Raw genomic sequence first — 13,722 nt, forward strand, 5'->3', positions numbered from 1 at the left:
TTTTACTCCTGTTCAGGATTTCGTAAATAATAACCTACTCCACGACGTGTGACGATCCAAGCCGGATGACTAGGATTGTCCTCTATTTTTTCCCGCAAACGACGAATTGTTACATCTACTGTTCGTACATCGCCGAAATAATCATAGCCCCACACAGTCTGCAGTAAATGTTCACGCGTCATCACTTGACCGATATGCTTACCTAAGTAATGTAATAATTCAAACTCCCTATGTGTTAGTTCAATTGCCTCATCACGTTTCAGCACTAAATAAGCGTCTGGTTGAATAACTAGAGAACCTACTACAATTTCATTGGATTCTTCCTCGACTTCTTCAGCAGTAGGAGCTACTACTTGTAAGCGACGCATATTCGCCTTTACACGCGCAATAAGCTCTCGTGTACTAAATGGCTTCGTCACATAATCATCTGCGCCCATTTCTAATCCTAATACTTTATCAATCTCAGAACCTTTTGCTGTTAGCATGATGATCGGAAAATCATATTTTTTTCGTACTTCTCTACAAACTTCCATCCCATCACGCTTAGGTAACATTATATCTAAAAGCATTAAATCAGGTTGCTCTTCCTCAACCTTCTCTAGAGCTTCATCTCCATCATAAGCACAAATAACTTTGTACCCTTCTTTTATTAAATTAAACTGTAAAATATCTGCGATTGGTTTTTCATCGTCAACAACTAAAATGGTTTTGTCCATATATTTCTCTCCCTTTCGCTTTTTATCTATTCTTAAACGATGTGTATTCTATCTATTATGATTTGGCTTTGTAGTTAGGCCTGCAAATGTCTTTTGTGCAAAAGCGCAGTGCTAACCTAGCGACAGCAACAACATGAGGGCCGACACGATGCAGGTTAGTTAGCCGTTCTCGCACGGATGCGATGATTTTAGGCGAATATCCTATAAGCACTCCTTGGCGTTTTCATAGAATGTGAAGTTTTTAGCCTAAGTTCCTCTATTTCAGCGGACACCCGTTGAAATATAACTTCACTCCGTATTCAACTCACCACCTATAAAGGTGGGGGATTTTACTGAAAGAAGTTAAAGTAACTACTCTTAACTCTACCATGCTTTTTGCTTCTATGCATTATTCTAAATCCTAAGACATTATACGATATTTTATCCAACTATATTTCGACAAATATTTCTTGGGAAATAACATAGATTTAAATACAACGTATACAAAAAGACAGTCCTACTTCGGACTGTCTTCTATTCGAACTAATTAACGCCCTACATATGTTAATGGATTTTCTAACGAACCATTTTTTTCAACTTCAAAGTGTAGATGTGTACCTGTAGAATTTCCAGTCGAGCCCATAACACCTATAACCGAACCTTTTTCTACCACTTGTCCTACTTTTACTTCAATTGAAGAAAGGTGTCCGTAAAGCGTTGTATAACCATTATGATGATCAATTACGATACGATTACCGTAACTACCTGAGACACCAGCAGCGACAACAACACCATTATCTGAAGCTAAAATATTATAATTATTAGGACGAGCGATATCAATACCACGATGGAGTTCTCCCCAACGTTGGCCCATCCCACTTGATATATAGCCACCCACTGTTGGCCAAGTAAATTCACCTGTACCACGTGATGAAATCACTTTCGTACCAACTACTTCAATTTCATCAACTGGTTGTTGTATAATATCTTCTTTTAACGCAACTTTGGATATACGAGTTCCGTTTTCAGACGTTAACAAATAAGATGTTTCTTTACTTCCATTAACACCTGGTTGTTTTATCACTTTCTCACCTTTATACATCGTCGGATCTTCTTCAACTATTTTCTTAAACGGAATAGTATCAGTAACTTTCTTCTCCTGTTTTACCTCAAGTGTTACAAATGGTTTAGCGACTGTTACGTTTAATGCTTGTCCAATCTGTAAAACTGTATCAACAGTGATACCAGGATTTAACGCTACTAGCTCAGTTGTTGTTAATCCATGTTTTTGGGCAACCGATCCTAAAACATCACCTGATTGAACTTTATATGTTACTTGTTCAAGAGAGCCTGTCATTAAATATTTTACGGCTTCCGTAGGCGTTACAATAGCATTTGGTGCTACTTTTTGTATTGCACCTGAAACTTCCTGTTTAAAAGAAACATCTACAAGGCGCGCTTCACCAGTCTGTAATGGTGGAACATTCGTTGATTGTTGGTTAACATATAAACTATTTAGCTCTTGCTGTGAAACATATTGTAGTTTTAGCATACGAATAGTATCTTCATAGTCTTTTGCATCTTTTAAAGAAACTACAGGCTCACCATCTACAGATAATGTAAATGATGGAGCTTGAACTACTAAAGATTGTTCTAATTTCTTCAAAATCTCCACATCTTTAGTTTGATTACTAAATACTTTCTCTGGGATTATTTTGACAGAAGAACTAGCATCAATCGATAACTCTTTGTATTGTTGACTTGCTCCTTTTTCCTTTGACGCAATAATTTCTTCAATAGCTTTCTCATTAGAGACCGCACCTATATATTTATTTCCCACGTAAACGTGATAAATTTTATTCAAATCTTCATTATGATTTTCTTTTGCAAAACCTACATCAAACGTTAAACTTGTCATTAACACTGTAATAATGGATATCTTTTTAATTGAAGAAAAATTGTAAGTAAATCTACTGTTTTTTTCTTTTCTTGACCAAGACGAACTCATCAATAAAGCCCCTTCCAACTTTAACCTTTAGCAGGATTAATTACCCACAAGGATTTTTTGCACCAATATACTGTACCATAAAGAAAATTCGGTTAGATTGTTTTCATCTTTTTGTAATGTAAATGTATTATTACTCTACTACTTGTTACAAAATTACTATTTTTGTAGCAATTAATAAAAATAATTTTAAGCGCGGATGTTCTCTCCAGCCACTTCTTTTCAAAGGATATCTAATGTAGATTCACTCAATACGTTTCGCTTTCGGTGTACAAAGGACATTTACCAAATTCTTACAGTAAATTTGTAGTGTTTGAGAAAAATGTAGTATTGTATTTATTTTTAGTATGATTTAAGACTTACCACTTTTTAGTTTTTTAATATTCCGATAAAATAGAATGGAGATATACTAGTTGATTGGAGCGATTAATTTGAATGATTCACAAACCTCTGGAATAACCACTAAAGTAAGAAAGCCCCAAAGCAAAAATACTGTTCGTAAACTTATTATAAGGACCATTATGGTGTCATTAGGTGCAGTCATTATGGCACTGGGGCTGGAGCTATTTTTAGTACCAAACAACATTATGGATGGTGGAATTGTAGGCGTATCCATTATCACTTCGCATTTATTAAGTTTACCTCTTGGTATTTTCATCTTCATTTTAAACTTACCTTTTATCTTTTTAGGCTATAAACAAATTGGTAAAACTTTTGCACTTTCATCAGGACTCGGAATAACAGTACTCTCATTAGCAACACTTTTCTTACATAATATAAAACCATTTACTCAAGACACACTATTGGCCACAGTTTTTGGAGGCATGATTTTAGGTATTGGTGTCGGAATCGTCATTCGTTATGGTGGTTCGTTAGATGGGACAGAAATTTTAGCTATTTTATTTAATAGTAAAACGCCGTTTTCCGTTGGTGAAATTATTATGTTCTGCAATGTACTTATCTTTACGGTAGCAGGATTTGTGTTCACATGGGAACAAGCCATGTACTCTATCCTGGCATACTATATTGCCTATAAAATGATTGACATCGTCATTCAAGGGATGGAGGAATCAAAATCTGTTTATATCATTAGTGACGAAATTGATGAAATCGGACAGACCATTATGGACCGACTTGGTCGAGGTGTGACTTTCCTTCATGGTGAAGGGGCTTATACGGGTAACGATAAAAAAGTTATTTTTACCGTCATTACTCGATTAGAAGAATCGAAACTTAAATCAATCGTTTCTGAAATTGATGATCATGCTTTCCTAGCAATTGGTAATATTGCAGAGGTTAGAGGTGGTCGCTTCAAGAAAAGAGATATTCACTAATGACAAAAGGGCGTACCGTATATGGTACGCCCTTTTGTTGTGAAAAAATATAACACCTATGAAATTAAGTATGGCTCTTCGGCAAAACGAGGGGGTGATTTCCGTTCCGACTGAGCGCTTTCCTGGGGGCGTCCGATGAGCTGCTTGGGGCAACAAATGTTTTCTGTGCGAAAGCGTAGTGCTAACGTAGCGGCAGCGACAAGATGTTGGTCACGAAGGCGTTATCACAGGACGTGATGCTTTTAGCCTTCGTTCCTCTATATCGCTGATCCCCAAGGAGTCGCTCAGTCGTAACGAAGATCACCTACTTCATTTAGTGTATTTTTGCATATCATTCTAATATATAAATATATAGAAGTTGTAACAGTTGTCTTTTGTATGAAAGCTAAGCGACAATAACAGATGTCTTTGCAAAAGCGTAGCTACAGCAGCCATAACGTCCTCTTTGGAATACATAAAATATAGTAATAAGTCATCTCTCACCTCAAAATTCAGTGCCAGCAAAGAGATTTGGTATAAAAAAAGACGTACCGCATATGGTACGTCCTCTTTTGATTTAAAATTATTTTGCTTCCCAAACGTCCACTAATACGTTCGTTTGTTCACGTGCAGGACCAACAGAGAAAGTAGCGATTTCAATACCAGTTAATTCACTTACGCGTTCTACATAGCGTCGTGCATTCTCAGGTAGCTCTTCTAATGTTTTGCAGCCTGTAACATCTTCTGACCAGCCTGGAAGCTCTTCATAAATTGGTTCACATTGTTCAATAATATGAAGGTTTGCTGGATATTCAGTAATTGTTTCATCTTTATATTTATACGCAGTACAAATTTTCACTGTTTCTAAGCCAGATAAAACATCAATTGAATTAAGCGCAAGATGCGTAATACCACTTACTCGGCGTGAATGGCGCACAACTACTGTATCAAACCAGCCTACACGACGTGGACGACCAGTTGTTGTACCGTATTCACGGCCAACCTCACGAATTTGTTGACCTACTTCATCAAATAATTCAGTTGGGAACGGTCCATCACCAACACGAGATGTATAGGCTTTAGATACACCAATAACACTTGTAACTCGTGATGGGCCAACGCCAGCACCAATCGCTACTCCGCCGGCAACAGGATTTGAAGATGTTACAAATGGATACGTACCTTGATCGACATCAAGTAAAATACCTTGTGCTCCTTCAAATAACACTTTGCCGCCTTCATCTAGTACATCATTTAAGATTTTTGACGTGTCTTCTACATATTTTGCGATTTCTTGTCCATAGTTGTAATATTCCTCGAAAATTTCTTCGAATGTTACACCTTCAACTTCGTAAAATTTCTCAAATAACTTATTCTTAATTACTAAATTTTGACGTAGTTTTTCTTCAAATACATCTTTGTCTAGTAAATCAGCCATACGGATACCGATACGTGCTACTTTATCCTGATAACATGGCCCAATCCCTTTACAAGTTGTACCAATTTTATTATCGCCACGGCTTTCCTCATCAGCGATATCTTGCTTTATATGATATGGCAAAATAACATGCGCACGGTTAGAAATTCGTAAATTATCTGTATTAATGCCACGCTCTTGTAAGCCTCTAAGCTCAGTCACTAATGACTTTGGATTTACAACCAAACCATTTCCGATTACTGAAGCTTTTTCTTTATAGAAAATACCTGATGGGATTAAGTGTAACTTATACGTTTCACCATCAAATTTAATTGTATGACCTGCATTATCACCACCTGCAAAACGAGCGATTGCATCGGCTTTTTGTGAAAGGAAATCTGTAATTTTACCTTTTCCTTCGTCTCCCCACTGTGTTCCTACAACTACAACTGATGTCATAGTCAGCACCTCCGTTAGATACAATTTGTATCTCAATTTTTAAGCCGTTAATTATTGTAACAATGATAGAAACGCCTAGTCAACAAAAATACTTAAAAACACGAACGTAAAATCAAAAAATATGATTCAACGTTCGTGTTTAATAACAGAATGGTATGAATATTATCTAACATTCAGATTAATTCCGTTTTGGCATAGTCGCAAACGTTATGTTCCTCTTTTTCAATCAGCATTTGGCCAACATAGTGTATGGTTGATTTCCGTTTCGACAGGGCGCTTTCTTGAAGTAGTCCAGTCGTAACGAAGATCAACTTATATACATGGCAAATGTTTTAACAAATGGCATCTTCAACTACTGATGGTGAGCCAAATAAATATTTAATCACGTGGAGGCGGTGGCGGCATTTGCGACCAATCCACATTAATGAATTTGTTGAATTCTTTTTTAAAGGCAAGTGTAACTGTACCCGTTGGACCGTTACGCTGTTTAGCAATAATAATTTCAATCATATTTTTACTCTCGGACTCTTTATCGTAATAATCATCACGATATAAGAAGGCAACAATATCAGCATCTTGCTCAATACTTCCCGATTCACGTAAGTCACTCATCATTGGTCGCTTATCTTGACGTTGCTCAACGCCACGAGATAGCTGTGATAATGCAATTACTGGAACCTTTAATTCACGCGCTAAATGTTTTAAAGAACGTGAAATCTCAGATACCTCTTGCTGACGGTTCTCCCCTGGTTTACCACTACCTTGAATAAGTTGTAAATAGTCAATCAAAATCATACCGAGGCCATGCTCTTGTGCTAAACGTCGACATTTTGCGCGAATTTCATTAATACGTACACCCGGTGTATCGTCAATAAAAATTCCTGAATTTGATAAACTCCCCATTGCCATAGTTAGTTTACCCCAATCTTCTGTTGTTAAAGCACCTGTACGTAAAACTTGTGCATCTATATTTCCCTCTGCACAAAGCATACGCATAACTAGCTGCTCAGCACCCATCTCTAAGGAGAAGATCGCAACATTTTCCCTTGCTTGAACGGCAACACTTTGTGCGACATTCAATGCAAAGGCTGTTTTCCCTACAGATGGACGTGCAGCAACAATAATTAAATCGTTACGCTGGAAGCCAGCTGTTATATTGTCTAAGTCACGGAAGCCTGTCGGAATACCTGTAACATCACCTTTTTGTGATTGAAGCTGCTCAATGTTATCAAAGGTTTCCACCAATACGTCTTTAACATGCTTAAAGTCACCCGCATTTTTACGATTGGCTACCTCCATCATTTTCTTCTCTGCTTCACCAAGTAATGCCTCTACCTCATCTTCACGAGTATAGCCATCTTCTACTATTTTAGTAGCTACACGAATTAAACGACGTAATAGAGACTTTTCTTCGACAATTTTCGCATAGTGTGCGACGTTAGCAGCTGTAGGGACAGCATTGGCGAGCTCTAGTAAATACGATAGCCCGCCAACATCCTCAATTTCTTTTTTAGCTGATAATTCTTCAGTAACTGTGACAACATCTATCGCTTTTCCCAGATCACTTAAACGTAGCATCGTTTCGAAAATTTGCTTATGTGCATTATGATAAAAATCATCTGCTAGTAAAATTTCAGATGCAGTGATTAACGATTGAGGATCGAGGAAAATCGCACCGATAACCGATTGCTCGGCTTCCCGGTTATGCGGTGGAACGCGATCCATCATCGGTTCGGTCATGGATTGTCGCCCCTTATTCTTCCGTTACATGAACTTTTAATGTAGCAGATACTTCATGGTGTAGTTTTACAGGTACATTTGTAAAGCCTAGCGCACGAATTCCATCACTTAAAGTCATTTTACGTTTATCAATTTTTATGCCATGCTTTTTTTGAAGTGCATCGGCAACTTGCTTTGAAGATACTGAACCAAATAGGCGACCACCTTCACCTGATTTTGCTTTTAGTTCTACCGTTAAAGCTTCTAATTTTTCTTTTAATGCTTTTGCTTCAGCTAATTCGGCAGCAGCATTTTTAGCTTCTAAATTCTTTTGACCTTCTAATTGACTTAATGCTTGTGCATTTGCTTCAGCAGCATAACCATTTTTAATTAAGAAGTTTTGTGCATAGCCGTCTGCGACATTTTTTATTTCGCCTTTTTTCCCTTTTCCTTTAACATCTTTTAAAAATACTACTTTCATGATTCAGAACTCCCTTCGAGTACCTCATTTATGGCCTCTTCTAAATATTTTTTTACTCCAGCAATGGAATTTGATTCGACTTGGCAAGCTGCATTAGTTAAATGCCCGCCGCCGCCTAGCTTCTCCATAACAAGCTGCACGTTTACTTCGCCAAGTGATCTTGCACTTATGCCGATTTTGCCATCTGACCGATGCGCAATGACAAAGGAAGCACCGACATCCTTCATTGTTAGTAATATATCTGCGGTTTGCGCAATTAGTACAGAGTCATACACTTTCGCTTCTTCACCTACAGCAATAGCAATACCCGGTTTCACGAACTTAACAGTCTGCACTATTTTAGAACGTTCAATATACGTATCGACATCTTCTTTTAATAATCGCTGTACTAGCACTGTATCGGCACCATTTGTCCTTAAATAAGAAGCCGCTTCAAACGTACGGGCCCCCGTACGCAGTGTAAAACTCTTCGTATCGACAATAATTCCCGCTAGCAATGCAGTAGCTTCTAGCATATTAATCTTCGCACGTTTTGGTTGATACTCGAGTAACTCTGTCACAAGCTCAGCTGTAGATGATGCATATGGCTCCATATAAACAAGCGTTGGATTTTCTATAAAATCCTCACTTCGACGATGGTGATCAATGACCACAACTTTTTCTGCCAACTTCAATAGTTGTGAATCGATGACTAAATTTGGTTTATGTGTATCGACAATAACGAGCAACGATTTTTCTGTCATTTTTGTCGCAGCTTCCTCTGGCGTTAGGAAATGTTCATAGAAATCCGATTTACTCTCAATTTCATTCATTAAACGTGTTACACTTCCGTTTAACTCTTCAAAATTTATGATTACGTAGCCCTTTACATCATTCATTTGTGCCATTTTACGTACGCCAACAGAGGCACCAATAGAGTCCATATCAGGATTTTTATGTCCCATAACAAACACTTGGTCACTATCCTGAATTAAATCACGTAGTGCATGAGAAATAACACGAGCTCTAACGCGTGTACGTTTCTCAACCGGGTTAGTTTTCCCGCCATAGAACTTCAGCTTTCCTGTAGGCTGCTTGATAGCAACCTGATCACCACCACGACCTAAAACAAGGTCTAAGCTTGATTGTGCTAGTTCACCAAGTTCTACTAATGAAGATGACCCTGCGCCAACGCCAATACTTAATGTTAATGACATATTTTTTTGCGCCGTTTTTTCTCGAATTGTATCTAAAATAGCGAATTTTTTCTTTTCAAGCTCCATTAAAATCGATTCGTTTAATACAGCTAAAAAACGATCAGATGATATTCGTTTCACAAATATCCCTTGCTCAGCCGCCCAATCATTAACAATCGATGTCACCAGCGTATTCGTTAAACTACGTGGCTGGTCGTCCATTGCTTGTGTAATTTCGTCATAATTATCAACAAATAAAATCGCAATAACTGTACGATCAGCATAGTATTGTTTTTCAATAGCTATCTGCTCAGTGATATCAAAGAAATATAGTAAATTCTCTTCTTTTTTATAATAAACTCGGTACTTACGATCATGCAGCGTAATCGTATCTTCGTTTGTTTCCTCGGACTTCATTAGCACGTAAATGTCGTCAGATATATTAACGATCCCTTCACCTACTAAATTCTCCATATTTAAAACGCCTTGCATATATGGATTCGACCATTCTATTTCATATTGATCATTGACAAGCAAAATCCCAATTGGCATTTCAAGTAATGCCTCTTCCCCAACTTTTTTCATGCGGAAAGAGATGGATTCAATATGCTTTTCTGTTTCTTCAAAGGTAATCTTTTCTACCTTCCACGTATAAACCATTAATAGAACAAAACCTACCCCGTAACCGATACCTATCCCGATATTCCAAATACATAGAAGCACGAACGTCACAATGCCAAAAATGGAAAGAACAAAAAGCGGATAGCGAATTGGTCGTTTTCTAAAAGTCCCCATTACATCAGCCCCTTATTCTTTGGTTTTCCCCTTCACAAGTGAACGTAAGTCGAAACCTAAATCTACGATGCCTAGCAATATTATAATGGATGATAGTGGTAAGGCTAACAAAGTTGCTACCCACTTAACAGCATTAGGCATTTCCTTTTTAGAAATAAAGTAATGTATAAAGGAAATCCCCTGCAGGATTAATAACATCCATAAGATAGAAGAAACATTTAACACAATAATATCTAATGTAGATCCAAACTCCGGACGCACAAATAAATTAATGCATAAAACAATCATGTAATACCATAAAATAGATCGTGGTAAACGCATATTTTGGAACGGTGCAAATTTTGGTACGTCTAAACCAAGACGTTTTAATACAGGTAAATTTAACGTTATGATAATAAATGCTGCCATAAATGCAGTGATTGTTACTGTTGCAGGTATTGTCAGCTCAATTGTTTTTAACATAGCATCAATTTGTTCTTGCTGAAACACTACTTGACCTGTCACCGTTTTTGCAAGTTCATTTGATTGCTCATAATTTTCGCGTAAAAGATCCGTGCTCATGCTAATAATATTGATATTAGCAAATTGAACATAGGCTACATAGACAATTGCCATTGACAGAAGAACAGCCACCCCAGACGACATGAATAGGTAAAGTTTGCTCTTCTTTTGATTAATTGCACTTCCTATAACGATACCAAGTAACGCCAAAATAAAGGCAAATGGTAGCATAATAATGCCACTCGTTAAAATGGTTAAGATACATCCTACTACTACTACGAGTATTGATGATGAACGCTTGTAATTTGCGCTATACCAAGCAATCGGTAGTGGGGCAAATAGTAGACCTACTATAAAAATGAATGGTACATATGCAGAAATAAGCATTAGAATCGTAAAGATTGCGACCATCATTGAGCCTTGTACAAGCGCCTTTGTTTGATTATTCGGCATTGAAAACCTTCCTTTTTTTAGTCAAACTTACTGACCTTTATTGTACCATTTTTTCAGGTTATTGAACAAAAAACGCTAAGAACAACTTATGCTTTGTCATTAATTTTGTAGAACCGATGACTAAAGCATAAAACACATAGCTATATAGGAGATTTTTTACCGAAAAAGCATAACAAATTCATTCATTGATTATGTTCTTCTATATATTATTTTAAAATTTTTTCAACAATAAAAAAAAGCAACTTACGACAGTTACTAATACATAAAAAAAGGCTTTTAATCGAAGTGATTATAAGCCTTTTTGTTTTAAAAATGTCCTTAGTCGATTGTTTCTCAATCTCTAACGTTCCATCTTTTCTTTATTCATGTCTATTAAGAGTGTAATAAATTCTTATCATAATAGCAAACGGTAATATATAGAGCAATTACTGAGATAAACCAAGCCCATGACCATAGCGTGGAGTTGATTTCGGTCGGAACGGAAATCAATATGACATGCGTTTAACCATCCTCAGCTTTCGTTAAAATAAACAATATTACCATTTGATAGAATTGCGCATAACAATATTTACCTTAAATTAAACTAACCTTACTCTTTAGTGAAAATACAACTTTGATAAATAAAGGCTGTTTTAGTAAACATTGTTGTTTTGGGTAAATAGTGTAATTCAACAATCGGGCCAGATTGTTGAATTACACAGTTGATGAGTTATGCCCAAAAATAGAATTAGATTATGAAGAATTGTACTTAAATTAACAAGACAGAATAGTCTAATTCATGGAAATAAGTTAAATTCTAATGATAAATACTGTAAAATTTATTTATTACTAATTAAGTAAAATAAACTTATATAATAGATGGTAAATTCCAAATAGAGGTGAATTTATATGCCTAAAATTGACAATATGTTAGCAATTCTATGGATGCTTAGTTCAGGTGAAAAAATTACTGCAAAACAAATTGCAGAAAAGTTAGAGATGAATATAAGGACTGTTTATCGTTATATTGATACACTTTCAACAAGTGGTGTACCTATAATTTCAGACACAGGACATAACGGTGGATATACTTTATTAAATAATTTTATTGAAGCTCCTCTTTTTTTTGATTTTGAGGAGCAAACTTCACTATTTCACGCTGCTGTTTTTGCAGAAGAAGCCGGATATTATGGAGGTGAAGCACTAAATAGGGCCATTTCAAAACTAAGTAAATACTCAAATCAAGAGCAGGAAACAAAGATAAATCAACATTTAACTAGTCTTGAAGTAATAAGTCGATTAAGTTCACTCTCTATGGAACCTTTTTTGAAGGAGTTGGAGCAGGCCGTAGCTGACGGGTACTCAGTAAAAATTCTTTACTATAAAAGTGGCGAAAAGCAATTAAATTATAGATTGGTCGATCCGTACAGAATTATCTATTGGAATAATAAGTGGTATGTGATTGGATTTTGTCATCTTAGGAATGATATCCGTAGTTTTAGAGTAGATCGAATTGAAAGTCTAATGCTAACCGAAAATAAGTTTAACCGGCCAGAAAATTTTTCAGCACGTGATTTTTTTATGAGAAACCTCCTTCCAACTATAGAAGATAAAGAAGGGATTACTTCTTTGGTTATTAATGGCAACACAGGGACGTTAGGAGATATTTGCCAACATTGGTTTTTAGGACATTATTTACAAGAACGTACTTCAAATCAAGCAGTATTTCTTCTTGAAAAGGATATTATACATACATATGTACCTTATTTACTTTTACCGTATGGTAAATCTATTCAAGTTATTGAGCCAATAAGTCTAAAGAAAAGACTTATTGAAGTTCTGTCGGAATTAATAAAATTTCATGAAGTATGATAACTTCCCTGACGTTAGCTGTCAGGGAAGTTATCTTATAATAGGCTATATTAATTGAGATTGGAGCGTTATTGAATGCAAACAAAAAAAGTGTATCTTTATGTATTTAATACAATGTCAGACTGGGAATATGGATATTTGATTGCTGAATTAAACTCTGGAAGATATTTCAAAAAAATTTAGCCCCATTAAGAGTAGTTACAGTAGGAGCTAATAAAGAAATGATTACTACAATGGGAGGACTGAGCATACAACCAGATATTTCTCTTGATGAATGTACGCTTGAGAGTAACGATCTTTTAGTCTTACCTGGTGGGACTACTTGGAGAGAAGATATTCATCAACCTATCTTAAAAAGAATTGGCGAAGCTTTAAAGCTTGGTACTATTGTTGCTGCAATTTGTGGTGCAACTGAGGCTCTTGCGAATATGGGATACTTAGATTCTAGAAAACACACAAGCAATGACTTAGAGTATATTAAAATGGTCTGTCCTAATTATAAAGGAGAAAAATTTCATGAGGTGGGACCTGCGGTATCTGGTGACAACTTGATTACTGCATCAGGGGTAGCACCTCTGGAATTTACTATGGAAGTACTGAAAAAACTAGATGTATTTACACCCGACACATTGCATTCATGGTATAACCTAAATAAGACTTATAAAACTGAATACTTCTTCCAGTTAATGAATTCAATAAATAGCTGAACTAAAAATCAACTTAGCAGTTTTATATTAGTTCAAATAAAACCATGCTTTAGACAATGAACTGAACCCTATAAAGTAGACAGTTTAATAAAAGACCATTTGCTACATTAAACAGCGATTAAATGACTTCGGTATGCTGCCGGAGTCATTT

The 13,722-nt window shown here is 36.2% G+C and carries 9 protein-coding genes and 1 pseudogene; 3 read left to right on the forward strand and 7 right to left on the reverse strand.

Annotated elements, in window-relative coordinates:
- Positions 1 to 2: 2 nt before the first annotated feature.
- On the reverse strand, positions 3 to 716 hold the full coding sequence (gene yycF / locus ACQKN4_RS13220) for a response regulator YycF (RefSeq protein ID WP_049662630.1): 714 nt from the start codon (positions 714 to 716) through the stop codon (positions 3 to 5).
- 526 nt (positions 717 to 1,242) lie between these two features.
- Positions 1,243 to 2,703 (reverse strand): peptidoglycan DD-metalloendopeptidase family protein, encoded by a 1,461-nt coding sequence (locus ACQKN4_RS13225; protein WP_427483884.1) that lies wholly within the window; start codon positions 2,701 to 2,703, stop codon positions 1,243 to 1,245.
- Positions 2,704 to 3,221: 518 nt separating this feature from the next.
- Here ACQKN4_RS13225 and ACQKN4_RS13230 point away from each other — a divergent pair.
- Positions 3,222 to 4,034, forward strand: coding sequence for a YitT family protein (locus tag ACQKN4_RS13230; protein ID WP_170939053.1), 813 nt, complete (start codon positions 3,222 to 3,224; stop codon positions 4,032 to 4,034).
- 562 nt (positions 4,035 to 4,596) lie between these two features.
- On the opposite strand, the gene ACQKN4_RS13235 is transcribed toward ACQKN4_RS13230, so the two are convergent.
- The 5 genes from ACQKN4_RS13235 to ACQKN4_RS13255 form a co-directional block, all read right to left on the reverse strand.
- Positions 4,597 to 5,889 (reverse strand): adenylosuccinate synthase, encoded by a 1,293-nt coding sequence (locus ACQKN4_RS13235; protein WP_079563375.1) that lies wholly within the window; start codon positions 5,887 to 5,889, stop codon positions 4,597 to 4,599.
- Positions 5,890 to 6,267: 378 nt separating this feature from the next.
- On the reverse strand, positions 6,268 to 7,629 hold the full coding sequence (gene dnaB, locus ACQKN4_RS13240) for a replicative DNA helicase (RefSeq protein WP_079563374.1): 1,362 nt from the start codon (positions 7,627 to 7,629) through the stop codon (positions 6,268 to 6,270).
- 13 nt (positions 7,630 to 7,642) lie between these two features.
- Entirely contained in the window at positions 7,643 to 8,089 is a 447-nt protein-coding gene (rplI, locus tag ACQKN4_RS13245) for a 50S ribosomal protein L9 (RefSeq protein WP_079563373.1), read from the reverse strand.
- Positions 8,086 to 10,059 carry a DHH family phosphoesterase gene (locus ACQKN4_RS13250; protein ID WP_427483885.1) on the reverse strand — a complete coding sequence of 658 codons (1,974 nt, stop codon included), beginning with the start codon at positions 10,057 to 10,059 and terminating at the stop codon, positions 8,086 to 8,088. The genes rplI and ACQKN4_RS13250 overlap by 4 nt, the downstream gene beginning before the upstream one ends.
- A gap of 12 nt (positions 10,060 to 10,071) precedes the next feature.
- Positions 10,072 to 11,013, reverse strand: coding sequence for a YybS family protein (locus tag ACQKN4_RS13255; RefSeq protein ID WP_079563371.1), 942 nt, complete (start codon positions 11,011 to 11,013; stop codon positions 10,072 to 10,074).
- A gap of 888 nt (positions 11,014 to 11,901) precedes the next feature.
- Between ACQKN4_RS13255 and ACQKN4_RS13260 the strand changes: the two genes are divergently transcribed.
- Together ACQKN4_RS13260 and ACQKN4_RS13265 are read left to right on the forward strand one after the other, a co-directional pair.
- A complete protein-coding gene (locus ACQKN4_RS13260; RefSeq protein WP_427483886.1) occupies positions 11,902 to 12,864 on the forward strand; it encodes a helix-turn-helix transcriptional regulator in 963 nt (320 codons plus the stop codon).
- A 75-nt stretch (positions 12,865 to 12,939) separates the two neighbouring features.
- Positions 12,940 to 13,571: pseudogene (locus ACQKN4_RS13265) on the forward strand (type 1 glutamine amidotransferase family protein).
- Positions 13,572 to 13,722: the final 151 nt, after the last annotated feature.

It is taken from the genome of Lysinibacillus sp. NPDC093692, assembly GCF_050280125.1.
In the GTDB taxonomy this organism is placed as follows: domain Bacteria; phylum Bacillota; class Bacilli; order Bacillales_A; family Planococcaceae; genus Lysinibacillus.